Source organism: Streptomyces sp. NPDC046915 (assembly GCF_040644935.1).
In the GTDB taxonomy this organism is placed as follows: Bacteria; Actinomycetota; Actinomycetes; order Streptomycetales; family Streptomycetaceae; genus Streptomyces.
Genome location: NZ_JBEYXB010000003.1, coordinates 90,259 through 113,780, shown reverse-complemented (window position 1 = coordinate 113,780; position 23,522 = coordinate 90,259). Strand labels below are relative to the sequence as shown.

Below are 23,522 nucleotides of genomic sequence, written 5' to 3'. Positions count from 1 at the left end.
ATGCCGGAGCCCGGCAGATGGCGGGCGCCCGGCACCGGGACCTCGGTCCGCCGTCCCCGAACGTGCGGGGCCGTCGTACAGGGCGTACGACGGGAGAGAGCGGGGGGTCGGGGACCATGGGGGCGTTTCTCGCGGCCGCCGCGGGTTTTCCCACCATTCTGTTCACCTCCGCCCTGGTCGTGGTCGTCGTCTTCTGGCTGCTGGCCGCCGTCGGCGCGGCCGACGCGCACGGGGTGCATGCGCACGGCTTCCACGGGCACGGGCACGGCGACGCCTGGGGGATGGGCGGGGTGCCGGTGACGGTGTCCTTCTCGCTGCTGACCGCCATCGGCTGGTTCCTGAGCCTCAGCGCGACCGTGCTGCTGGCTCCGCTCACCCGCTCGGCGCTGGTCAAGGCGCCGGTGAGCGTGGCGGTGCTGGCGGGGTCGGTGCTGGTCGCCTGGCGGCTGACCCGGTTGCTCGTACGGCCCCTCCACCGGCTCTTCCCCGAGGAGCGCGGCCCGTCCCGGCAGGACTTCATCGGCCTGACCTGCACCATTCGCACCGGCTGGGTGGACGCCCGCTTCGGCCAGGCCGAGGTCAGGGCGGAGGACGGCTCCAGCGCACTGGTCCAGGTCCGCCAGACCGGCGAGGAATCCCTCTCCAAGGGCAGCAGCGGCCTGCTGTACGCCTACGACGAGCCCGGCGAGTTCTTCTGGGTGGCGGCCTCCCCGTCCCTGGACGCGCTCCTGATGCCGGACGCGGCAACCCCCGCCCCGCCGGACCCGCTCGGCTCGGCCACACCGGTGACGCCCGGCACGACCTCGCAGGCCCCGCCCGGCACGACCTTGCAGGTTCCGCCCGGCTCGGCTTCTGAGGTTCCGCCTGGTTCGGCCCCGCGGGCTCCGCTCGCCTCGATGGCGCCGGTGATGCCCGGCTCGGACTCGCAGGCTCCGCCCGGCTCGACCTCTCAGGCCTCGCCCGGCTCGACCTCTCAGGCCCCGCCCGGGTAGAGCTCCCGGGTCCCGCCCGGCCGAGCCCCGCAGGGGCCGCTCGGGTCGGCCCTGGCAGGGGGTCTGGTTCGGCTCCGCCAGAGGGGGCGGCTCAGGCCGTCAGGGACCCCTGGATGCCGCCGCCACGCTGCCGGCAGGCCCGCCCCTGCCCCTCCTCCCTTCCCTCACGCCCAACCCTTCTCATCCTTCGAGGACGTATGTCATGAACGCCATCACCATGGGCATCGGCGTGCTCGTCGCCGTCGTGTTGCTCATCGCGCTCACCCTGCTGCTGGTGGTCGGCCGGCTGTTCCGCAAGGTGGAGCAGGGCCGGGCGCTGATCATCTCCAAGACGAAGAAGGTCGACGTGACCTTCACCGGCGCGGTCGTCCTGCCGGTGCTGCACAAGGCCGAGTACATGGACATCTCGGTGAAGACCATCGAGATCCGCCGCACCGGCCGCGAGGGCCTGATCTGCCAGGACAACATCCGCGCCGACATCCACATCAGCTTCTTCGTACGGGTCAACAAGACCGTCGAGGACGTCATCAAGGTCGCCCAGGCGATCGGCACCCACACCGCGAGCGACCCGGCCGCGATCCAGGACTTCTTCGCGGCGAAGTTCTCCGAGGCCCTCAAGACCGTCGGCAAGCAGCTGGACTTCGTCGACCTCTACACCAAGCGCGAGGAGTTCCGGGACCGGATCATCCAGGTCATCGGCACCGACCTCAACGGCTACCACCTCGACGACGCGGCCATCGACTTCCTCGAGCAGACCCCGATGTCCCAGCTGGACGCGGCGAACATCCTCGACGCCCAGGGCATCCGCAAGATCACCGAGCTGACGACGGTCGAGCACGTCCGCACCAACGAGTACCAGCGCACCGAGCAGAAGGAGATCACCCGCCAGAACGTGGAGGCCCGGGAGACCATCCTGGAGCTCGAACGCCGCCAGGCCGAGGCGGAGATCAAGCAGCGCCGCGAGGTGGAGACGCTGCGGGCCCGCGAGGAGGCGGTCACCGCCCGGGTGCAGGAGGAGGAACGCCTGGGCGCGCAGACCGCGTTCATCCGTACCGAGGAACAGCTCGGCGTCCAGCGCGAGAACCAGGCCCGCGAGATCGCCGTCGCGCAGAAGAACCGCGAGCGGGTCATCGCCGTGGAGAACGAGCGGATCGAGAAGGACCGCCTGCTCGAAGTCATCGCGCGGGAGCGGGAGACCGCCCTGTCGGGGATCGCCCGGGACAAGGAGGTCGAGGCCGAGCGCCGCGAGGTCGCGGACGTCGTCCGGGAGCGGATCGCCGTGGACCGTACGGTCGCCGAGCAGGAGGAGGCCATCAAGAAGCTGCGGGTGGTGGAGGAGGCCGAGCGCGGCCGGCAGTCCGTGGTCATCGCCGCCGAGGCCGAGGCGCAGGAGAGGCTGGTCAAGGACATCAAGGCGGCCGAGGCCGCGGAGGCCGCCGCCAAGCACCGGGCGGCCGAGCAACTGACCCTGGCGGAGGCCCGGTTGAAGTCCGCCGACCTCGACGCCCAGGCCAAGCTGCGGCTCGCCGAGGGCGTGCAGGCCGAGGCCGCCGCCGAGGGCCTCGCGGCGGTGCGGGTCCGCGACAAGGAGGCCGAGGTCACCGAGAAGGCCGGCCGCGCGGAGGCGGTGGCCACCGAGGCCCGGATGCGGGCCGAGGCGGAGGGCACCGAGGCGCGGATGCGCGCGGAGGCCGAGGGCGCGCGGGCCAAGGTGCTCGCGGAGGCCACCGGTATCGGCGAGAAGCTGAAGGCGGAGGCGGAGGGCCTGAGCCAGAAGGCGGTCGCGATGGCGGCCCTGGACGACGCCTCCCGCGGGCACGAGGAGTACCGGCTGCGGCTCCAGGCGGAGAAGGAGATCCGGCTGGCGGGCCTCGACGTACAGCGGCAGGTCGCCGAGGCGCAGGCCACGGTCCTCGCGACCGGCCTGGAGAACGCCGACATCGACATCGTCGGCGGCGACTCCGTCTTCCTCGACCGCCTCGTCTCCTCGGTCACGCTCGGCAAGGGCGTCGACGGCTTCGTGGAGAACTCGCGGACGGCGCAGGCGCTCGCCAGGCCCTGGCTGGACGGCACCTCCAGCTTCACCGACGACCTGAGCCGCGTCCTCGGCTCGGTCTCCACGGCCGACGTGCAGAACCTGACCGTCTCCGCGCTGCTGCTGAAGCTCATGAACACGGGTGGTGGCGACTCCGACGCGATGCGCCAACTCCTCGACAAGGCAGGCGAGCTGGGCCTCGCCGACACACCGCTCGCCGCACTGAACGGCAGCGCCCGGCACTGACCTGCCGACGGGTCCGGAGCCGCCGCACAGGGGACGGCGGCTCCGGACCCCACCTCTGACGACTTCCTGCGAGGAACCATGACCACGGGCCCGACCACCGGCCTGGACGCCGGCACGTACGAGGTGCTCCGCGACCGGCTCGCCGCACAGGCCGCCGAACTCGCCCGCCGCGCCGAGGCGCTCAACACCCGCCGCGTCGAGGAGTTCGGCTCACTGCGGCTGGAGCTCACCGGAACCGGCAGCCTGCGCACCGAGCGCGGCCGCACGGCCCGCGACCTCGTCGCCGTCGGCGACGCCCTGCTCCTCGGCTGCGACGTCCCGCCGGGCTCCCGGCCGGAGGCCGACGTCCTCGCCCTGTACGACCGCGACCTGAACCGGCTGCCCCAGGACGCGGTGCCGGGCCTGCTCGACGACCCGGACTTCGAACGGGAACTGGCCGCCCTGCACCGCTACTACCGCGACGCCCGGCTGCTGCGCCTGCGCCATGTCGACGGCCGGCTGCTCGCCGTGTTCCGGACCGGCGAACGGGCCGGCGACATCCGGGTCCTGCGCTGGTCCCTGTCCGACGGCGGACACGCGGCCTTCCTCGACGCGCACGGCGAGCGCGACGACGTCTTCCCTCCGGCGCACGACTTCGCGTGGACCGGGGCGACCCGTGACGACCACGTCCTCGGCCGTCACCCGCACGTCCGCGTCCAGGGCGAGGTGTTCGTCTCCACGGCCGGCGGCCGCCTCACCGTCAAGACCGAGGACGACACCGAGTCGGGGGAGGGCATCCACTCCGAGCCGGTCGACGAACCGCTCCAGTCCCTGGCCGACGCGGACATCGCGTACGCGCGCGTGGGCGCCCTGATCCTGTTGCGGATCCGGCCGTACAAGGAGGACACCGACCGCCATCTGGTCTTCAACACCCTCACCCGGACCGTGGTACGCCTGGACGGCATCGGGCAGTCGTGCCGCCGGCTGCCCGAGGACCAGGGGATCGTGTTCCCCGGCGGTTACTGCCTCGCCACGGGCGCGTACAAGACCTTCGACACGGACACCGACGGGCTGGAGTTCGAGCGGGTGGTGCGCTCGCCCAACGGCGAGGACGTGCTGTTCGCGTACCGGGCCCGGGTGGACGGGCGCGGCCTGCTGCTGCCGTACAACCTGGTCCGGGGGGAGGTCGCGGCGCCGCTGACCTGCCAGGGCTGGGCGCTGTTCGACGACGGCACGCTGGTCGCGCTGCGCGCGGATCCCGCGGGAGCCGGCGCCGAGCCGGCCCGTGTGCATCCGGTGCGGCTGTGGAGCTCCCCGTACGTCTCCGACACCCACGCCGCCGGCCGGCCCGCAGGCCACGGCCCGCTCGCCCGCGTCGGCAACGCCGACCTCGTGCGGGGCATCTCCGACTGCCTGTCCCTGCGGGCCGCGGTCGCCGGGACGACGCCGACCACCGAGGTGTACGAGGCCCTCGTCGCCGCCTGCGTCCGCGCCGCCGACACCCACCACTGGCTCGGCGACCCCGGACTCGGCGATCTGCGCACCCCGCTGGACGCCGTCCGGGCCACCGCCGAGCAGGTGCTGACCGAGTTCGAGACGGTCCAGGCCCTCACCCGGCAGGCCGCCGACGCCCTCGACGAGACCGCCGAGCACATCACCGGCCTCGTCCGGCGACTGCGCGGCGAGACCCCCCGGGACGCCGCCGCCTGGGTCGGCGGACTGACCGAACTGCGCCGCGCACAGGGCCACTTGCTCACGCTGAAGGACCTGCGGTACGCGGACACCGCCCGCATCGACGCGCTCGCCGCCGACACCGAGGCGGACCTCGCCTCCTTCGGGCAGCGGGCCGTGGCCGCGCTGGCCCGCGAGGACGCCTTCGCCGGCTACCACCGGGACGTCGAGGCCCTCGACGCCGAGGCCGGCGCGCTGACCACGGCCGCCGGCACCGCGCCCCTCGCCGCCCGCCTCGACGACCTGACCGAGCAACTGCGCACGGTCACCGAGGTCGTCGCCGGACTCGACGTCGGCGACGCCACGGTCCGCACCTCCGTCCTGGAGCGCGTCGCCGAGGTGCTGGGCGGCATCAACCGCACCCGCGCCGGACTCGACGCCCGCCGCCGCGCCCTCCTCGACCACGAGGGCCGCGCCGAGTTCGCCGCCGAACTCGCCCTGCTCGCCCAGTCGGTCACGGGCGCGCTCGCGGCCTCGGTGGACCCGACGTCCTGCGAGGACCAACTCGCCCTGCTGCTCGTGCGGTTGGAGCGGCTGGACGCCCGCTTCGCCGAGTTCGACGACTTCCTCATCGAACTCGCGGACAAGCGCGCCGCGATCCACGACACCTTCGCCGCCCGCAAGCAGAGCCTCGCCGACGAGCGGGCCCGCCGCGCCGAACGGCTCGCCGCCTCCGCGCACCGCGTCCTCGCCACCGTGACCCGCCGGGCCACCGCGCTCGCCGACGCCGACGCGGTCAGCGCGTACTTCGCCGCCGACCCGATGGTCGCGAGGATCCGCCGCACGGCCGACGAGCTCGCGGACCTCGGTGACCCGGTACGGGCCGAGGAGCTGACCGGCCTGCTCACGGCCGCCCGCCAGGAGGCCGCCCGCGCCCTGCGCGACCGCACCGACCTGTACGCCGACGCCGGCCGCACCCTGCGCCTGGGCCGGCACCGCTTCGCCGTCAACACCGAGCCCTTCGAACTCACCCTGGTCCCGCACGGCGACGACGGCCTGGCCTTCGCCGTCACCGGCACCGACTACCGCTCCCCGGTGACCGACCCCGGCTTCGCCGACACCCGCCCCTACTGGAACCGCCCCCTGCCCTCGGAGTCCCCCGAGGTCTACCGCGCCGAGCACCTCGCGGCCCGCCTCCTCGACGAACCCGGCCCCGCCGCCCTCGCCGCGACGGACGACCTGGCCGCGCTGGTCCGCCGGGCGGCGCAGGAGTCGTACGACGAGGGCTACGAACGCGGCGTCCACGACCACGACGCCACCACCCTCCTCACCGCGCTGCTCCCCCTGCACGAGGCCGCAGGACCGCTCCGCCACCGGCCCGCCGCCCGCGCCGCCGCCCAGCTGTTCTGGGCGCACGGCACCACCGCCGAGGCCCGCGGGAACTGGACGCGGCGAGCGGTGTCGCTGGCCCGCGCCCGGGAGACCTTCGGGCTCGCCCCCGCCATCGCCGACCTGTGCGCCGAACTCGCCGCCGAGGTGGGCGCGCCCGCGGCGGCGTACCTCTTCGACGAGCTGACGACCGGCCCGGAGGGCTTCGTCGTCGCCGCGGCCACCCGCACCTTCCTGGACAAGTTCCGCCGTGCGGTGGGCACGTCCGCGTACGAGGACGACCTCGCCGCCCTCGCCGGCCCCGAGGACCTGCCCGCCCGCCGCCAGCTGGTCGAGACCTGGCTGTCGGCCTACGCCTCCACCACGGGTTCCGAGCTCGCCCCGGACGACCTGGCCGAGGCGGTGGCCGCCGAACTCTGCCCCGGCCTCACGCGGTACGAGTCGGACGCGCCGCTGACGGCGACGGCCGAGGGGCTGCTGGGCGGCCACCCGCGGGTCGCCGGCGGCCGGCTCACCGTGCGCATCGACGAATTCCTGGCCCGCACGGGGGAGTTCCGCGCCCGTTCCGTGCCCGGCCACCGCGCCTACCAGCGGCGGCGGACGGCACTGGTGGAGGCGCAGCGGTCCCGGCTCCGCCTGGACGACCACCGCCCGCGCGTGATGCCGGCGTTCGTCCGCAACCGCCTCATCGACGAGGTCTACCTCCCGCTGATCGGCGACAGCCTCGCCAAGCAGCTCGGCACCACGGGGGAGGGCGGGCAGCCGGGCTCCGGCGGCCTGCTGCTGCTCCTCTCCCCGCCCGGCTACGGCAAGACGACCCTCATGGAGTACGTCGCCGACCGCCTCGGCCTGGTCCTGGTCAAGGTCGACGGCCCGGCCCTCGGCCACGCGGTCACCTCCCTGGACCCGGCCGAGGCCCCCGACGCCACGGCCCGCCAGGAGGTGGAGAAGATCAACTTCGCGCTGGCGGCGGGCGGCAACACGCTGCTGTACCTGGACGACATCCAGCACACGTCCCCCGAACTCCTCCAGAGGTTCGTCCCGTTGTGCGACTCCACGCGCCGCGTGGAGGGTGTGCGGGACGGTCTGCCGCACACCTACGACCTGCGCGGCAAACGCTTCGCCGTCTGCATGGCGGGCAACCCGTACACCGAGTCCGGGACCCGTTTCCACGTCCCCGACATGCTGGCCAACCGCGCCGACGTGTGGAACCTGGGTGACGTCCTCACCGGCAAGGAGGACCACTTCGCGCTGAGCTTCGTCGAGAACGCCCTGACGGCCAACCCGGTCCTGACACCCCTGGCGGGCCGCGACCGGGCCGACCTCGATCTCCTCATCCGCCTCGCGGAGGGCGACGCCACGGCTCGGGCCGACCGGCTGGTCCACCCGTACCTCCCCGCCGAACTGGACCAGATCCTGGCGGTGCTGCGCCACTTGCTGACGGCCCGGGAGACGGTGCTGGCCGTGAACGCGGCGTACATCGCGTCCGCCACCCGGACCGACACGGGCCGCGGCGAGCCGCCCTTCCGGCTCCAGGGGTCGTACCGCAACATGAACAAGATCGCGCAGCGGGTGCGGCCGGTGATGAACGAGGCGGAGCTGGCCGCGGTGGTCGACGACCACTACCGGGCGGAGGCGCAGGCGCTCGCGTCCGGGGCCGAGGCCGGCCTGCTCCGGCTGGCGGAGATCCGGGGCCGGTTGAGTGCCGGACAGGCGGCTCGCTGGGCGGAGTTGAAGGCGGCGTACGCCCGAGCGGAGGCCGCCGGTACCCCGGACGGCGACCCCCTCACCCGAGCCGTCGCGACGCTCGGCCTGCTCGCGGACCGGGTGGCGGCCGTGGAGTCGGCGATCAGGGAGATGTTCGAGTGATCGAATTCAGGAGTTTCTCATTCACCGGAACGGCGAATTCAGCAACCGGCGCCAGTACGTTCGTCCGGACCCGGCAAGGATCATGCGACTCGTGAAAGCACTGACCATGCAAGGAGTGGCCATCCCCATGCGGACAAGGACCCTTTCACTGACGCGTCGACTCCCGGTGGCAGCGGCCTTGGCCGCCGCCGGAGTGTTGGCCCTGAGCCAGACGGCGAGCGCCAACACAGGACAGATCTACACCCAGACGAGCGGCGGCTACGGCGACTGGGCCGACGACACCGAGGCCCTCTCGGTCTGCGACATGGCCGCGGACGGATACGGCGTCCGCGCCTACGTGTACATCCCCTCCGCGAGCGACGAGACCCAGGGCACCGTCCTCCTCAAGGCCAGCGACCCGAAGTCGGGCGACGCCTGCGCACACGCCTCCAAGAACCTCAGCGGCTACACCCACATCTCCCTCAAGGTCTGCGAGTACGCCGGCTCCTGGGTCGGCGACTGCACGTCCTTCCGCGACCGCTAGCGGCCCGGGCCCACCATCCCGAACCAGTACTTCCCTCTGCTGGTCCTCGTTCCGCTCACCGCGACGGCGTACGCCATGCGCAACTGGCGTGCGCGGCTGAGGACCGGCAGACGAGGATGGCGGAACTCGAACGCGAGCGGAACTCGATCGCGAGCGGGACCCGAAGGCGAGCGGGACCCGAAGGCGGCCACCGGGTCACGGCCCGTATCCCCCTGCCGGCGATCGTCCCCGACGACCCGACGCGCGTGAACCGGCCGTAGCTGGTCTGATGGTTCAAGGGGTGTCCTCAAGCACCCGCACCCCGGGAGACCCCGATGAGTACGCATCGAGTCGCGCAGGTGACCGAGAGCGGTGGCCGTTTCGAGATCGTCGAGCGTGAGGTGCCGGAGCCGGGTCCGCGTCATGTACGGATCACCGTGGAGGCCTGCGGGGTCTGCCACAGCGATGCCCTGTTCGTGAACGCGGCCGTGCCGGGGATCCGCTTCCCGGTGGTCCCCGGCCACGAGATCGCCGGGCGCATCGACGAGCTGGGCGAGGGAACGGACGACATCTGGCAGGTGGGCGACCGGGTGGCGGTGGGCTGGTTCGGCGGCAGCTGCGGCCACTGCACGCCCTGCCGGCAGGGCGACTTCATCAGCTGCGTGAACCTGAAGGTCCCCGGCTGGGCGTACGACGGGGGCTTCGCCGAGAAGGTGATCGCCCCCGAGGACGCCCTGGCCCGCATCCCCGACGCCCTGGCGGCGCCCGACGCGGCACCCCTGGCCTGTGCCGGCATCACGGTGTTCAACGGGCTGCGGCGCAGCTCGGCACGCCCCGGCGACCTGGTCGCCGTACTGGGCATCGGCGGCCTGGGCCACCTGGGAGTGCGGTACGCGACGGCCATGGGCTTCGAGACCGTGGCCATCGCCCGCGGCGCCGACAAGGCCGACTTCGCCAAGCAGCTCGGCGCCCACCACTACATCGACAGCACCGCGGACACCTCCGTCGCGCAGGCCCTCCAGTCCCTCGGCGGCGCCCGGGTGGTCCTGGCCACCGCCGCCAACTCCGACGCGATCACGGCGACCCTGGAGGGGCTCGGCCACCGGGGCGAGCTGGTGGTCCTCGGCGCGGCCGCCGAACCCATGCGGATCAGCCCCGCCCAGCTCATCATGGGCGGCAGGGTCGTCCGCGGCCACGCGTCCGGCACCTCCCAGGACACCGAGGACACGATGGCCTTCAGCGCCCTGCACGGCATCCGCCCGATGATCGAGCCCGTCCCCCTGGACCAGGCCGACGCGGCCTACCGGCGCATGATGTCCGGCGCAGCCCGTTTCCGGATGGTGCTCACCATGCCGTGAGGGCATGGCCGAGACGCGGGAGGATGGAAGAGGCACATCCATACCGACTCGAACGAGAGGAGGAGACGGGATGACCACCGCAGCTCAGACCGTGCTCGAGCCCGCCGCGCGGGTACGGGCCCAGAAAGGGCAGCCGCATACCCGGAGCACCCCGAGCACGCGCATGACCACAGGGAGTCCGCAGGCTCGGCAGGAGCGTGAAGAGACGCACCCTGACGGCGCGGGTCTCCACCTGCGTACCCGAACGTTCCGCCCTCCGGTTCCGATCCCCTATCTCAACAGGGAGGAACTGCCCGCCCGGGACCTGGCCTTCTACGGCGGCCTCGGAGTACTCACCGTGGCCGGTGCTCTTGAATGGCCGGTCGCCCTGGCCATCGGCGGAGCCACCTGGCTGTTGCGCGGCAGGCGCAGGACAGAAGGCTGAGGCGCGACGCCGAGGCACGGCAGAACGGGCCCGGAGCGGCGCCCGGCGGCGGCAACGTCGCCGGGCGCCGTAGTAGTGCCGCCGTATCGCCGCAGCTGACGTCACATGACACGGACACGGGGGGGGCGGGCCCGCGGTATGGCTCAGGCCCGCCCCCGCGCCTCCGCGCCACGGTTCGCCAGCGAGTCCAGGACCACCGCGGCGAACAGCACCCCGCCGGTGATCATGAACTGGACGGACGACTCGACGCCCAGCAGCGCCATGCCCGACGCGATCGACTGGATGATGAGCACCCCCAGCAGCGCGGACCAGGTCGAGCCGCGCCCGCCGAACAGGCTGGTGCCCCCGATGGTCGCGGCGGCGATGGCGTTGACCAGCAGCATGCCCGAGCCCGGGACCTGACTGGCCGAGGTGAGCCGTGACGCGATGAACAGCCCGCCGATCGCGGCCAGGGCCCCCGACACCATGAACACCGCGATCCGCACCCGCACCACGTCGACGCCGGCCCGCCGGGCCGCCTCCACACCGCCGCCCAGTGCGAGGATCTGCCGGCCGTGGGGCGTGCGGCGCAGGAAGAGGTCCGAGGCGACGATGACGCCGAGGAAGAGCAGGAGAGCCAGCGGCAGGCCCGCGAACCGGCCCAGCACATAGACGGCGGCGAACGCGACCACCGCGAGGAGCGCCGTACGCGCCCAGATCTCCCCGAGCGGCCGGCACGGCATCCCGGCGGCGCCGCGGCGGCTGCGGTCGCGGCAGGCGGCGAGGAGGTACGCGGCGGTGCCGAGCGCCGCCAGGCCGTAGGTGGCGACGGCGGCGTCGAAGTAGCGGCTGGTCAGCTGGGCGACCAGCCCGTCCTCGCTGAAATTGATGCTGACGTCCGGCCCCAGCAGGTAGAGCATCAGGCCGTTCCAGCCCAGCAGGCCCGCGAGGGTGACCACGAACGCGGGTACGCCGATCCTGGCGAAGGAGAACCCCTGGACGGCCCCGGCTGCCGCACCGCTGCTCACCGCGATGATCACGGCGATCCATTCCGGCATGCCGAGGTTCACGTTCAGCGTCGCGAACACGGCGCCCGCCAGGCCGGCGAGCGAGCCCACCGACAGGTCGATCTCACCGATCAGCAGCACGAAGACGACGCCGACGGCGATCATGCCGGTCCCGACCATGTCCACGCTGAGGACGGACAGGTTGCGCGGGGAGAGGAAGTTGTCGTTGAGGCCCTGGAAGACCGCCCAGATCACGGCGAGGGCGAGCAGGACCGGGGCGGGGCCGAGGTCCCGGTCGTGCAGTCTGCGGCGCAGCCCGCCGGCGTACGTCCCGAGGCGGTCGGCGTACCACCGGCGCCCGGCGCGCCGCCGCCCGGTGTCCGTCGCGGCGTCGGTGGCGTCGCCCGCGCGGGTCCCCCGGCCCCTCACGGCCATGTCTCCTCCGGGAGGGTCCGGCGGTGGGCGACGGCATTGTCCGCCGCGCCGGTGATCGAGGAGATGATCTGCTCCTGGGAGGTGGTGTTCACGTCGAAGACACCGTTGTTGCGGCCGAGGCGCAGTACGGCGATCCGGTCGGCGACGGCCTTGATGTCGCCCATGTTGTGGCTGATGAGGAGCACCCCGAGGCCCCGGTCGCGCAGTGCCTCGATGAGGTCGAGGAGCTGATTGGTCTGCTCGATGCCCAGGGAGGCGGTGGGCTCGTCGAGCAGGAGCAGCCGGGGCGTGCCGAGGAGCGAGCGGGTGATCGCGACGGCCTGCCGCTGGCCGCCGGACAGCGAGGCGAGCGGCGCGCGCACGTCGGGGATGCGGATGGACAGGGTGTGCACCAGGTCGCGGGTGCGGCGCTCCATCTCCACCTCGTCGAGGATGCCGCGCCGGTGGATCTCCTGGCCGAGGAAGAGGTTGCCGACGACATCGAGGTTGTCGCACATCGCGAGGTCCTGGTAGACGGTCGCGATCCCCAGGACCTGGGCGTCCTGGGGGCGCTTGATCTGGATCGCCCTGCCCTGCCACTCGATGATCCCCTTGTCGGCGGGGCCGACCCCCGAGATCACCTTGACCAGGGTGGACTTGCCGGCGGCGTTGTCGCCCACCAGGGCGACCACCTCCCCGGCCCTGATCTCCAGTTCGACGTCGAGCAGCGCCTGGACGGCGGCGAACCGCTTGGAGACGCCGCGCATCGCCAGCAGGGGCTGAACCGGCACGGAGCCACCTCCTTCCGCCTTCGGGGAACGCCCGTCAGGTGAGTCCGGCCTTGGCGCAGTCGGACCGGAGCGCCGGGGTGCATATCTGGTCGATGGTGTACGTACCGTCCTTCACCAGGGTCGTCCTGATGTTGCCGACGGTCACCGAGACCGACGGAAGCAGGACGGCGGGGACGTTCTTGCTGGTCGGGCTGTCGACGGTGTCGGTGGCGATGGAATCGACCTTCCTGCCGCGCCCCAGGGCGATGGCCATCTCGGCGGCGGCGTCGGCCGAGTCTTTGTACGGCTTGTAGACGGTCATGGACTGGTCGCCCCTGACGATGCGCTGCACGCCCGCGAGGTCGGCGTCCTGGCCGGTGATCGGGGGCAGCGGCCTGACCTCGTGGGCGTTGAGGGCGGAGACCACGGCGCCGGCGAGGGTGTCGTTGGCGGCCAGCACGCCGTCGATGCCGCCCCCGCCCAGGGCCGCGATGGCGCCGTTCATGTTGTCGAAGGCGTTCTCCTGCCGCCATCCGACGGTGTCGTACGACTTGGCGATCTTCACCTTGCCCTTGAGGACGGAGAGCGCTCCCCGCTCGAACCAGCCGGCATTGGGATCGCTCCTGGCGCCGTTCATCATCACGATCCGGCCGCCGTCCGCCTTCGCGCCCATGGCCTTCAGCAGCGCCCGCCCTTGCAGCCTGCCGACCTCCGCGCCGTCGAAGGAGACGTAACCGGAGATCGGGCCCTGCGCGAGCCGGTCGTAGGCGACGACCGGGATACCGGCCCGGTGCGCGGCCTCGACCGACGGGCGCAGCAGCTTGGGGTCGATGGCGGCGACGATCAGCACATCCACCCCCCTGGTGATCATGGCCTGTAGCTGTTCCTGCTGGACCGCGGCGTCGGGCGTCGCCCCGAAGGCCGCCGCAGGGCAGTGCGGGCACAGCTCCTTCAGCCGTTTCTCGATCAGCGGCCCGTCGAACTTCCCGAACCGCGAGGCACCCCCGCCCGGCAGCAACACCCCGACACTGAGGCTCCCGCCCCCGCCCTGGCCACTGCACGCCCCGGCCAGCACCAGCCCGGCGGCGACCACGACCGCCATGGACACACGCACAACCGCCCCACGCCCCACCGCCGGAAGGCTGGCACCGAGACCCATCTTCCATTCCCTAGAAAATACGACCCATCTGTCCCGTAATGCCCCCGAAAAGAACACTTCAAGCACACCCGGCGACCGGCTCAGCCGGCCGCACGGAGAAGGCTTCCGGCTCGGCAGTCCCGGCAGCGGCCGGGTTCCGGTGCGCGGAGGCGCGGTCGCAGCCGTCGCAGGTCTGGAGGGGCAGGAAGGCCGGGCGTTCCGTGGGATGCGTCGGTGGGGGTGGGGCGGGCAGTGGGGTCTCGCGCAGGCGGAAGGCGAGGATGCGTGCCGGGCGGGCGAGGAAATGGTGGGGGAGCCCTGTGGTGAGCGCCTCGGTGATCTGCCGTGCCCCCACACCCGCCGCGAGCCACTCGGCGACCGCCGGTGCCAGGCGGGCGGCTTCCCGCCCGGACAGGACCAGACGCGGGTCGACTCGGCGCAGGGCGGCGAGCACGGCGACCGCTTCCGGGTCGGCGCCGGCGAGGGGCGCCGGTACCGCTTCTTCGGGAACCGGCTGCTCCCGGGGGCGGTGAGGCCGCGGTGGCTCGGGAGGCCCGTCCGGATCCGGCGCGCCGCCGGGTACGTCGTAGAAGTACGTCCGGGTACGGATCCGCCCGCTGGGCAACCGCTCGCGGCGGCGCTCCAGGTATCCGGCCGCTTCGAGTTCCCTGAGCGCCCGCGAGATGAGGATCTCGCCCTCCGTGAAGTGCGCGCACAGCGCGGCGATGCTCACGGGAGCCCCGTCGGGGAGGGACAGGATGTAGGCCGCGACGCCCACCGTGACGGCACTTCCGCGACGCTGCGCGAGGGCATTGGAGATCACGGTGAAGTCGGCCGTCAGCCGGGTGCGTACGTGGATCACGCCGGAGGTCGGTGCCCCGGCGTCGGCGCGCAGGCGCGCGTTAGACTGCGAGTCAGCCATTGGGAAGGTTGGAGCTTCCTGATCGGTCAGGCCCTCGATCGGGATGCCAGTCCCGGCCGGGGGCCGTCGTCTGTCTGCGGTAGTTGCCGCGAACGTAACGGTCCGTATCCCGCCGCTGCAAGCCGGTCACCCGCACGGGTGACGCGGGCGGGGAGGGTGGGTGGGCGGGTAGTTCTTTCCCCAGGTCCTTTGAGGAGCCTCGCGACCCACCGTGCCCTCGCGGACAAGGATCCGGCGGGTCCAGGAGGCGGGCCGCGACCGGCAGTCGGCGGGCCGGGAAGTGGCGCCGACCGCTCTTCGGTGAACACCGACCGGCACCCGTTCGTACCTCCTACATGCGACCTGTCACCTCCCCCGCCGCCCGCCTGGCCCGCGGCGCCGCCCTGGCCGGCAGCCTGGCCCTCCTCCCGCTGACCGTCGCCTGCGGCGGCGGTGCCGGTGAGGACGACGCGTCCCCCGATGACAAGAAGTCGAAGAGCCCGGCGATATCCGCCCAGCAGGCGCAGGTCGTGGCGCCCGCCAAGGTGGAGGTCATCGCCGGCCTGACGGACTGCAAGGTCAAGATCCGGGTCGACGCGGACGAACTGCGCGAAGGCATCTGCCACACCAAGGAGGGCGACTACCTCATCACCACGTTCCCCGAGGAGAAGTACCAGCAGACCTGGCTCGACTCGATCAGCCCGTACCAGGGCACGTACCTGGTCGGAACGCGCTGGGTGGTCAGCGCCCAGCCGACGATGCTCAACCGGTTCCGCACCAGGCTCGGCGGCGAGATCGTCCACGCGACGGGCACGGGCCCGACCCCCGTCCCGAGCGCGTCCTGAACTCGTCCTGAGCTCTCCCCGGGAACCACTCAGGGGCCCGGCCCGCGCTTGCGGACCGGGCCCCTGATCAGAACCCCTTGTTCACGTGTTCACGTGCTCACGGTGTTCAGCGCAGGCGCAGCGCCTCGCGGATCGTGGTGAACAGGTCGGTCTGGTTGGTGACGCCGAGGACGCGGTACGCCTGCGGGCCCTGGGCGGCGATGCGGACCTGGGTGCCGGTGTGCTCCTGGGACTGGCCCGGGGTGTTGGTCGAGTAGTTGACCTTCAGCTGCTGGCCCTCGTCGGTGACCAGGGTGGAGGACAGGCCGGGCGGGGTGGCCTCCAGCGGGACGATCTGGCTGGTGTGGCCGTGGTCGGCGGTGGTGACGACCAGGGTGTCCGGGTGCTTGGCCGCGTACGCGCGGGCGACCTTCACCGCACGGTCGAAGGCCGCGGTCTCGCCGATCTGGCCGCAGGGGTCGGCCGCGTGGTCCTGCTTGTCGATCGAGGCGCCCTCGATCTGGAGGAAGAAGCCCTGCTTGGAGTGCTTGGCCTTCTGCTTGTCCTCCAGCAGCTGGATCGCCTTGGTGGCGGAGTCCGCGAGGCTCGGAGTCGTGGACGGGCGGTTCGGGTTGGAGGTCACGCACCGCTGCGCGTCCGTCCCGCCGACCGCCGCCGCCTTGCCGGTCCACTCCACCGGCACGTTGCCGGAGGCGAACAGGCCCAGCACCGGCTTGCCGGCCTTGACGCTCTTCAGGCCCGCGTTGTCGGTGACGACCTGGTAGCCGAGCTTCTGCGCCTGCTCGGTGACGGTGAGGCCCTTGTACCTGCCGTCGGTGACCTTCTGGTCGAAGCGCTGCTTGCCGCCGCCGATGAGGACGTCGACCCTGTGGTTGACGGACTGCTCGGCGATGGAACCGGGCCCGCCTGCGGCGATCGTGTCCGTGGGGCACTTGGCCATGTCGGCCGGGCCCTGGCAGGAGCGGTCGGTGACGTGGGAGGCGAGCACGGCCGGGGTGGCGTCGGTGAGCTCGGCCGTCGTCACGCTGCCGGTGGCGTAGCCGCTCTTCTGCGCCAGCTCCAGGACCGTCTTGACGGCCTTGTCGGTGCCGGGCGTCTTGGAGATACGGCCGTTGACCGTCTTCACGCCGGTCGCCCAGCCGGTGCCGCTGGCGGCGGAGTCGGTGACGTAGTCCGGGGTGCCGTCGGCGTGCACCGCGTAGGTGGTGTAGGCGCCGGTCAGCGGGAACTTGTCCATGTTCAGGCGGCCGTTGGCGCCGACGGTGTAGTCGCGGGCGAGGGTGATCTCCGAGTCGCCCATGCCGTCACCGATGAGCAGGATGACGTTCTTCGCCTTCCCGCCCTTGATCGCGTCCTTCGCCTGCTGCGCGTTGTCGAAGGCGCCGGCGGCGTTGGTGACGGCCACGGCGGCCGTGGCCGCGGCGACCAGTGCGGTGGCGACCGTGAGGTGACGGCGGGTGGCTCTGGGCATGGATACGACTCCTTGAGGCGTCCGGCGTCCGGCGTCCGGCGTTTCGCGTAGGCACGCGGTGACGAGGGACAGACCACCAGGCGCTGACAAAGGCGAGGTAAACGACTGGTCATGCGAGTGTTTCCGGATCATGACGCGCGTGCTCGGCGTACTGGGCGTACCAGGCGTGCTCGGCCTGCTCGTCGTGCTCAGCCATACGGCCTGGTGAGACTGCTCAAACCGGTTCGGGTTGCGGCTCCGGTTGTTCCGGTTGTTCCGGTCGTTCCGGCCGCGGCGCCGGTACGGCCTTCGGCTCCCACAGCCGGGTGGTCCGCACATATCCCTGGATCACCGAGGCCATCGCCAGAATGAGAAGCGGTCCGGACACCCACGGATACCTGGCCATCTCCACCGGCAGATAGCGGTACGACAGCAGGAGCGCGACGAAGACCGTCGTGCCGTAGGCGACCAGCTGGATCCCCGACCGGTCCCAGCCACGCACCTGCGTGCGCAGAGCCGCCTCGATCGTCAGCGTGAACACCACACCGGCGACGAGATCCGCGCCGTAGTGGTAGCCGAAGCCCAGCGTCGCGCCGAGCGTGGCGACCAGCCAGAACGCGCCCGCGAAGCGCAGAACCCTCGGGCCCCTGCGGGAGTGGATGAAAATCGCGGTGGCCCACGCCGTATGCAGGCTGGGCATGCAGTTGCGCGGGGTGATCGCGTCGAAGGACATCGAGTGCGGCGCGTTGAACGGCGGCGGCGTGTTCGGCCACAGACTGGCCGCCGCCCAGTGCCCGCCGTCGGCGCCGTAGGCGAAGATCGGACCGACCACCGGGAAGATCATGTAGATGCCCGGCCCGAGGAGGCCGATCACCAGAAACGTGCGCACCAGATGATGGCGCGGGAACCGGCGCTCGACCGCCACGTTCCGCAGCTGGTACAGCGCGACGACGACCGCCATCACCGCGAGCTGGATGTAGACGTAGTCGAGAACATGGGCGCCGACCGGACCGGTGGCCTTGACCACCCGGCCCACCACCCACGACGGATTGCCCAGCGCGTGATCGGCGGTCGCCACGTACTGGTCGAGCACCGTCGGGCGGGTCTTCGACGTGATGAGCAGCCAGGTGTCACCGGTCTTGCGGCCGGCCACCAGCAGCAGGGCCAGCCCGACACCCTTCAGCAGCAGGACCCGTTCCTGGCCGGTGCGGCGCGTGACGGCGATGACCGCATAGCCCAGGATCACCCACAACGCGCCGTTCCCGAAGGGGTGCCCATTCCCCTCGGGCACCTTGACGCCGACCGCCAACCGCGCCACGAAAAGGACGACGTCGATACCGACCGCGACACCGGCCGCGATGAACCGCTCCCGCCACGTGAGCACCACCATCATCAAGGCCATGCTGGCGTACAGCAGCGGCCCCGATTTGGGCGGGAAAACCACCTCTTTCACCTGATTGGTGATCGGCCCCGGCAGCCCGTAGCGACGCGCGGCGATCTCCAGCGTGACCAGGAACCCCAGGGTCACCACACCCGCCGTGGCCCACAGCAGCGTCCGCGGTTGAGGCCACGCGGCGAACCCATATCTGCGTTTTATTCGCGAAAATGTCCGCGATGCTATAGATGTCAATTGTTTGGCCGATTTGTTAGATATTGGAGGGTGATCAATATGAATTTGAAGATGCTATCGGATGGCTGTGAGCGGGCTTCGCTCTTCACGGATGGTGCGAAGGGGCGCGAGGGGATGCGAAGGGATGCGAGGGCGGGCTCTAAACGGCGCTGGGGCGTGGGGAGCCTCGGAAGACCTGGCTGGTGTGCCAGGAGCGGTGGGCCTCGGCGATGGGCCGGGCGCCGGGCTGAGGTCCGATGAGCGGACGGCCCGCGAGTGCTGTGACGTGGTCGCGGGCGCTGGGGCTGCGCCCGACGAAACGCTGCGAGACCAGAATGCGGTGGCCGTCGCCTATGCCGAGGACGCCTTTGTCGAACAGCTTGTGATGCAGTGAGCACAGGCACAGCCCGTTGTCGACGTCGTCCGGGCCGTCGAACGCCCACCAGCGCACATGGGCCGCCTCCAGCCCGACGGGAACCGTGCCGATCATGCCGTCGTAGCCGCAGAAGGCGCACTGGTACTCGTAGGCGGTCAGCACCAGCTCCCGCATGCGCCTGTCCCGCTGCCGCCTCCCGGGCGCCGCCGCCAGCGCGTCCGTCTCCGCCAGCTCCGGTTCCAGGCCCACCGCGTCGCACAGGTCCTGATGCAGCGACGGAGGGAAGTGCAGGTCCAGCAGTACTCTCGCCATGCGCCCCAGCAGTGACGGTTCGCGCCGGAGCGCCGTCCGCAGGTCCGGGGCCAGCCGCCCGGTGGCGCCACTGGCACGCAGCCCCCGCACCCCGGTGCCGGGGCTGCCGACGCCGTGATCGGTTCGTACCTCCCACACCCCGTCGCTGACCAGATGGTGGAAGGGGTAGGCAGGCGTGGTCCCGTGAGCGGGACCGTACTCCGCCAGCAGCTGCTTCAGATCGGCTTCCACGGCGCTGTAGCGCAACGCGTCATCTGCATCCGCCTGAAAGCGGCCCAGCGCGTACAGCAGCAGCAATGGCTTGTGCGGCGCCCGCACCCCGTCCCGACTCCACTGCCTCAGCTTCGCGGCGCGGTCCAGCCAATCCATGACCGGTGATCGTAGCGACACCGCGCCGCACTTCCGCGGGTGTGGCGTGTACGCACGACAGAGGGCCCGGTGCGATGTTCGCACCAGGCCCTCTGGGTGTTGTGGCTGCCGGCAGATCAGCAGCAGTCGACGTTGACGCAGTTGTTGGGGATGTTCTTGCGAACCGGGCTGTTCACCAGGATCACATTACCGAGAGGCGCGCTGTTGAAAATTCCGCCGCCGTCTCCAGGTGTCCCGAAAGCGCGATTGAATTCAACCGGGCTCCGCGTCAGTGTGGCGGTACCGTTGCCGCCGTTGAAAATTCCACCACCCTGCCCTGGTACCCCGACGCCATTGACGGTATTTCCCTGGGAGTCGGCGCCGACCGGGCTGTCGGTCAGTTCCAGTGTGGAGTCGTTATAGATGCCACCGCCACGAGCAACGACTGAACCGGTCACCTTGTTGCCGATCACCTTGGTGTGGTCCAGAGCGGCCAGGCTGCCGTTCTGGTCGACGATTCCGCCACCACGCGCATCGGGCCCAGTGACGCGGTTGTGGCTCACGAGGGAATGGTTCAACCTCACGGTACTCGAATCCACCTCGATGCCACCCCCCGCGCTCCGGTCAGCTCCCTTGGAAACGACGGAGTTCTTGGTGATGGTGCTGTTGTTGAAGACGGTAAAGGCGCCTGCTGCCGAAGCCAGGCCCCCGCCAAAAGCGCCGAAAGGGGTGGTCACGGGGTGGACGACCGAATTGCCTTCCACGGTGCTGTCCGTGACGGTCATCAGACTGCTGTCGTTGTCGAGAGCTCCGCCTTCGAGGTCCGCCGTGTTGCGTGTCAGGCAGCTCCGGTTGATCGTCACCTGTCCGCCATGGAGCCAGACGGCGCCCCCGACCGCAGCGTTTGCCGGGGAGGCGGCGTGACCGTTCGTCAGGGTGACGTTGTCGAGAGTGAGAACACCGCCCGAGAGCACCTCGAAGAAACGGAACTTCGCTGCGCTGTCCCGCTTGATGGTGGCGCCGTTTCCCTGAATGGTGACGCCGCTACTATTAGTGATCGGCGTAAAACCATTTGGCGTGCCTACCGGGTCTGCTTGGGTGAGTCTGTAGGTGCAGCCTCGCTTCAGCTTGACGGTGCCCCCGCCAGGATTACTGTTCACCTGCGCGACCGCCTGCTGCAACTGCGCACCATTACAGCTTGTCAAGGTCCGCGAAACCGAAGCAGCCGCGGATGCCGTGCCCGGAACAGCAGCAGACGCCGCTGCCGCCCCCACCACAGCCAGAGCCAAAGAACCCCGAAGCGCCATACGTACCGTCCTCTGAGTGAAAGCCGCGACAGTCAACTATTTACGTCGACGCGACTGCCAAATAGCACTGCGAGGAACCTAGCACTCAAACAATCAGCCAAAGGGTTTACTCGGCGAGGTGTCGTCCACGTCCCTTGAATTCAGCCTGCGCGGCATGGTTGGCGCTGTCGGCGAGTAATTCTCAAGAAGCGCCATCAAGTCAGCCCGACACCGTCCGTCGACCGAGGCCGGCACTACGCGTCTTCGCGGCCTGGTCTCATCCTCATCAGGTCGATCACGGTGGGCTGTGGACCGTGCGGCTTGAGGTTGCCGGCGGCCAGGAACGGCGCCCCTCCCACCCGGTGCCGGCCGATCCCCCGCCGGAGGCAGGCAGCTTCGTCTCGCTGCTCTCCGACCGCGGCGTCCCACTGGAGGAGATCTCCCGGTCCCGCAGATGGACACGCACACGGAAACAGGTGAGGCACCTAGGAGCGTTCCTAGGTGCCTCACCTGCTGTTGCGGCTGTCGGGGTGGCGGGATTTGAACCCACGGCCTCTTCGTCCCGAACGAAGCGCGCTGCCAAGCTGCGCTACACCCCGGTGTCGCTGCTTGTCGCGGCGACGTCGTTTACTTTAGCCCACCGGTGGCCGGAGACGAAATCCGGTTTTGCGGTGGCGGCGGACGGGGTTGGGGCGGGTGTGGTCGAGGGCGACCAGGAGGACGGCCAGGGCGTAGAAGGAGAGGCCGAGGAGGAGGGCGTTGGCGAGGGTGTGCTTGTAGCCGTGCTGGTCGACGTCGAGGAAGGGGTAGAGGTAGCGGGCCGGGGTGCCGGGGAGGAGCAGTTCGGCTCGGGTGAGGGAGAAGGCCAGGTAGGCCAGGGGGTAGAGCATCCAGGCGGTGGCCTGGCGCAGGTGCAGGCGGCCGGGGGCGGTGAGCAGGAGCCAGTCCAGGAGCACTCCGAGCGGGACGGCCGTGTGGAGGATCTGGAGGGCGGTCCACTGGCCGTGCCAGCGTGCCGGGGGCGCGGTCGCGTCCGTCATGGCGAACGGGGGCGTCGTGTGGGGGAGGAACAGGTGGTAGACCGCCGCCGTGATCAAGGCGTACAGCAGCACCGCGCCCGTCAGGGACGGCGGCAGGGGGCGGCGGGCCGTTCCCGCGCGGTGGGCCGAGGCGGCGAAGGTCAGGGCCAGGAGGGCGTTGCTCTGGACGCTGAAGTAGCTCAGGGTCCGGGCCGGGCTGCCGAGCAGTAGCTCCAGCGCGACGCCTGCCGTCGCGAGCGCGGCGATCAGCAGGCGGAAGACCGCGGTCAGGGGGCGCTGTACGGGAGGTACCACCGCCGCGGCCGGGACCGGGGAGAGCGGCAGGGCGGGGGAGCCCGGCACCGGGGGGAGGTCGGGGATCTCCCGGGGTATCGGAGGTGTCCGAGGTATCCGAGGCGACGGCGGCGTCGAGGGCGTCGGGACGGTCATGCCCTCACGCTAAGCAAGGCGGGCAAAAGGGGCGATCCGGGTGGATCCGGGTGGGTTACCCCCCTTCGTGTCCCGGCCGCGTCTGCCTCCGCCTCCGCCTCTTATCGCTCCTTCGCCACCAGCGTCAGTAGCGACGCCTCCGGCGGGCACGCGAACCGTACCGGCGTGTAGCGGTTCGTGCCGCAGCCCGCCGAGACGTGGAGGTATGCCGTACGGCCCTCCGCCGTGTGCGTGGACAGGCCCTTCACGCGGTCCGTGTCGATGTCGCAGTTGGTGACCAGGGCGCCGTAGAAGGGGATGCAGAGCTGGCCGCCGTGGGTGTGGCCGGCCAGGAGCAGCGGGTAGCCGTCGGCCGTGTACGCGTCCAGTACGCGCAGGTACGGAGCGTGCACCACGCCCATCGAGAAGTCGGCGGAGGCGGAGGGGCCGCCGGCGACCCGGGCGTAGCGGTCGCGCTTGATGTGCGGGTCGTCCAGGCCGGTGAGCTCCACCGAGATGCCCTCGATCTTGAGCTCGCCCCGGGTGTTGGTCAGGTTCAGCCAGCCCGCCCCGTCGAAGCCGTCCCGGAGGTCCTCCCACGGGTTGTGGATGGCGCCCACGGCCGGCGGGTTGCCGTTCAGGCCGTGCCGGCCGCTGGCCTTCTCCAGCAGGTAGCGGGCGGGGTTGCGGGGCTTGGGGCCGTAGTAGTCGTTGGAGCCGAAGACGTACGCGCCCGGGAACTCCATCAGGGGACCGAGCGCGTCCAGCACCTCCGGCACGCCCTCCGGGTCGGAGAGGTTGTCGCCCGTGTTGATCACGAAGTCGGGGCGCAGGCCCGCCAGCGAGCGCAGCCAGCGCTGCTTCTTGCGCTGGTCGCGGACCATGTGGATGTCGGAGACCTGGAGCACGCGCAGCGGGCGCATGCCCGGGGGCAGGACGGGCACCGTCACCCGGCGGAGGCGGAACGAACGGACCTCGAAGCCCGCCGCATACACCAGACCGGCGGCGCCGGCCGCCACGACTCCCAGGGGTACTCCGTATCGCGCGCGCATACCTCCATCGTGTCAGACGCTGACGGGGCATCGAGACGGGCCGTCCCATAGGGCCGTCCCATAGGGCCGCTCGATGGGGCCGCCGCATGGCCCTCGGCGGGGGCTGCCCCATGGCCCTCGGC

The 23,522-nt window shown here is 71.3% G+C and carries 16 protein-coding genes, 1 tRNA gene and 1 pseudogene; 7 read left to right on the top strand and 11 right to left on the bottom strand.

Annotation, left to right across the window (positions count from 1 at the left end; translation table 11 throughout):
- Window positions 1-116 precede the first annotated feature (116 nt).
- The 6 genes from ABZ915_RS08630 (at window position 117) to ABZ915_RS08605 (ending at window position 10,465) form a co-directional block, all read left to right on the top strand.
- On the top strand, window positions 117-992 hold the full coding sequence (locus ABZ915_RS08630; protein WP_361798021.1) for a hypothetical protein: 876 nt from the start codon (window positions 117-119) through the stop codon (window positions 990-992).
- 202 nt (window positions 993-1,194) lie between these two features.
- Window positions 1,195-3,273, top strand: a complete 2,079-nt coding sequence (locus ABZ915_RS08625; protein WP_361798018.1) for a flotillin family protein — start codon at window positions 1,195-1,197, stop codon at window positions 3,271-3,273.
- A gap of 78 nt (window positions 3,274-3,351) precedes the next feature.
- Window positions 3,352-8,181, top strand: a complete 4,830-nt coding sequence (locus ABZ915_RS08620) for a DNA repair ATPase (RefSeq protein ID WP_361798015.1) — start codon at window positions 3,352-3,354, stop codon at window positions 8,179-8,181.
- A 127-nt stretch (window positions 8,182-8,308) separates the two neighbouring features.
- On the top strand, window positions 8,309-8,704 hold the full coding sequence (locus tag ABZ915_RS08615; protein WP_361798012.1) for a hypothetical protein: 396 nt from the start codon (window positions 8,309-8,311) through the stop codon (window positions 8,702-8,704).
- Window positions 8,705-9,018: 314 nt separating this feature from the next.
- Window positions 9,019-10,041 carry an alcohol dehydrogenase gene (locus tag ABZ915_RS08610; RefSeq protein WP_361798009.1) on the top strand — a complete coding sequence of 341 codons (1,023 nt, stop codon included), beginning with the start codon at window positions 9,019-9,021 and terminating at the stop codon, window positions 10,039-10,041.
- 70 nt (window positions 10,042-10,111) lie between these two features.
- Window positions 10,112-10,465, top strand: a complete 354-nt coding sequence (locus tag ABZ915_RS08605) for a hypothetical protein (RefSeq protein ID WP_361798006.1) — start codon at window positions 10,112-10,114, stop codon at window positions 10,463-10,465.
- A 143-nt stretch (window positions 10,466-10,608) separates the two neighbouring features.
- Here ABZ915_RS08605 and ABZ915_RS08600 read toward each other — a convergent pair whose 3' ends face one another.
- From ABZ915_RS08600 to ABZ915_RS08585, 4 genes and pseudogenes are all read right to left on the bottom strand, one after another.
- Window positions 10,609-11,886: a sugar ABC transporter permease gene (locus tag ABZ915_RS08600; RefSeq protein ID WP_361798004.1), complete on the bottom strand. Its 1,278-nt coding sequence runs from the start codon at window positions 11,884-11,886 to the stop codon at window positions 10,609-10,611.
- The gene (locus tag ABZ915_RS08595; protein ID WP_361798001.1) at window positions 11,877-12,656 is read right to left on the bottom strand and encodes an ATP-binding cassette domain-containing protein; all 780 of its coding nucleotides are present in this window, start codon (window positions 12,654-12,656) and stop codon (window positions 11,877-11,879) included. The genes ABZ915_RS08600 and ABZ915_RS08595 overlap by 10 nt, the downstream gene beginning before the upstream one ends.
- A gap of 34 nt (window positions 12,657-12,690) precedes the next feature.
- Entirely contained in the window at window positions 12,691-13,794 is a 1,104-nt protein-coding gene (locus ABZ915_RS08590) for a substrate-binding domain-containing protein (RefSeq protein ID WP_361797998.1), read from the bottom strand.
- A gap of 80 nt (window positions 13,795-13,874) precedes the next feature.
- Window positions 13,875-14,695, bottom strand: a pseudogene (locus ABZ915_RS08585) (hypothetical protein).
- Between the two features lie 335 nt (window positions 14,696-15,030).
- On the opposite strand from ABZ915_RS08585, the gene ABZ915_RS08580 reads away from it, so the two are divergent.
- Entirely contained in the window at window positions 15,031-15,519 is a 489-nt protein-coding gene (locus tag ABZ915_RS08580) for a hypothetical protein (RefSeq protein WP_361797995.1), read from the top strand.
- Between the two features lie 106 nt (window positions 15,520-15,625).
- Here the strand turns inward: ABZ915_RS08580 and ABZ915_RS08575 are convergent, their stop codons facing one another.
- From ABZ915_RS08575 to ABZ915_RS08545, 7 genes are all read right to left on the bottom strand, one after another.
- Window positions 15,626-16,990 (bottom strand): alkaline phosphatase, encoded by a 1,365-nt coding sequence (locus tag ABZ915_RS08575; RefSeq protein WP_361797992.1) that lies wholly within the window; start codon window positions 16,988-16,990, stop codon window positions 15,626-15,628.
- A gap of 214 nt (window positions 16,991-17,204) precedes the next feature.
- The gene (locus ABZ915_RS08570) at window positions 17,205-18,500 is read right to left on the bottom strand and encodes a phosphatase PAP2 family protein (protein ID WP_361799430.1); all 1,296 of its coding nucleotides are present in this window, start codon (window positions 18,498-18,500) and stop codon (window positions 17,205-17,207) included.
- A 238-nt stretch (window positions 18,501-18,738) separates the two neighbouring features.
- Complete coding sequence (locus ABZ915_RS08565) at window positions 18,739-19,635, bottom strand: phosphorothioated DNA-binding restriction endonuclease (RefSeq protein WP_361797989.1); 897 nt, start codon at window positions 19,633-19,635, stop codon at window positions 18,739-18,741.
- Between the two features lie 116 nt (window positions 19,636-19,751).
- On the bottom strand, window positions 19,752-20,921 hold the full coding sequence (locus ABZ915_RS08560) for a hypothetical protein (protein ID WP_361797986.1): 1,170 nt from the start codon (window positions 20,919-20,921) through the stop codon (window positions 19,752-19,754).
- Between the two features lie 504 nt (window positions 20,922-21,425).
- Window positions 21,426-21,499: transfer RNA gene (locus ABZ915_RS08555), tRNA-Pro, on the bottom strand.
- 33 nt (window positions 21,500-21,532) lie between these two features.
- Window positions 21,533-22,369 carry a Pr6Pr family membrane protein gene (locus ABZ915_RS08550; protein ID WP_361797983.1) on the bottom strand — a complete coding sequence of 279 codons (837 nt, stop codon included), beginning with the start codon at window positions 22,367-22,369 and terminating at the stop codon, window positions 21,533-21,535.
- Window positions 22,370-22,470: 101 nt separating this feature from the next.
- Window positions 22,471-23,400, bottom strand: coding sequence for a metallophosphoesterase (locus ABZ915_RS08545; protein ID WP_361797980.1), 930 nt, complete (start codon window positions 23,398-23,400; stop codon window positions 22,471-22,473).
- Between the last annotated feature and the right edge of the window lie 122 nt (window positions 23,401-23,522).

Excerpts from the sequence above, each read along its gene's own strand:
- ABZ915_RS08615 (WP_361798012.1), top strand. The coding sequence starts at position 8,309 with ATGCGGACAAGGACCCTTTCACTGACGCGTCGACTCCCGGTGGCAGCG.
- ABZ915_RS08580 (WP_361797995.1), top strand. The coding sequence starts at position 15,031 with ATGCGACCTGTCACCTCCCCCGCCGCCCGCCTGGCCCGCGGCGCCGCC.
- ABZ915_RS08610 (WP_361798009.1), top strand. The coding sequence starts at position 9,019 with ATGAGTACGCATCGAGTCGCGCAGGTGACCGAGAGCGGTGGCCGTTTC.
- ABZ915_RS08605 (WP_361798006.1), top strand. The coding sequence starts at position 10,112 with ATGACCACCGCAGCTCAGACCGTGCTCGAGCCCGCCGCGCGGGTACGG.
- ABZ915_RS08545 (WP_361797980.1), bottom strand. The coding sequence starts at position 23,400 with ATGCGCGCGCGATACGGAGTACCCCTGGGAGTCGTGGCGGCCGGCGCC.
- ABZ915_RS08625 (WP_361798018.1), top strand. The coding sequence starts at position 1,195 with ATGAACGCCATCACCATGGGCATCGGCGTGCTCGTCGCCGTCGTGTTG.
- ABZ915_RS08575 (WP_361797992.1), bottom strand. The coding sequence starts at position 16,990 with ATGCCCAGAGCCACCCGCCGTCACCTCACGGTCGCCACCGCACTGGTC.
- ABZ915_RS08550 (WP_361797983.1), bottom strand. The coding sequence starts at position 22,369 with ATGACCGTCCCGACGCCCTCGACGCCGCCGTCGCCTCGGATACCTCGG.
- ABZ915_RS08565 (WP_361797989.1), bottom strand. The coding sequence starts at position 19,635 with ATGGATTGGCTGGACCGCGCCGCGAAGCTGAGGCAGTGGAGTCGGGAC.
- ABZ915_RS08590 (WP_361797998.1), bottom strand. The coding sequence starts at position 13,794 with ATGGGTCTCGGTGCCAGCCTTCCGGCGGTGGGGCGTGGGGCGGTTGTG.
- ABZ915_RS08620 (WP_361798015.1), top strand. The coding sequence starts at position 3,352 with ATGACCACGGGCCCGACCACCGGCCTGGACGCCGGCACGTACGAGGTG.
- ABZ915_RS08560 (WP_361797986.1), bottom strand. The coding sequence starts at position 20,921 with ATGGCGCTTCGGGGTTCTTTGGCTCTGGCTGTGGTGGGGGCGGCAGCG.
- ABZ915_RS08600 (WP_361798004.1), bottom strand. The coding sequence starts at position 11,886 with ATGGCCGTGAGGGGCCGGGGGACCCGCGCGGGCGACGCCACCGACGCC.
- ABZ915_RS08630 (WP_361798021.1), top strand. The coding sequence starts at position 117 with ATGGGGGCGTTTCTCGCGGCCGCCGCGGGTTTTCCCACCATTCTGTTC.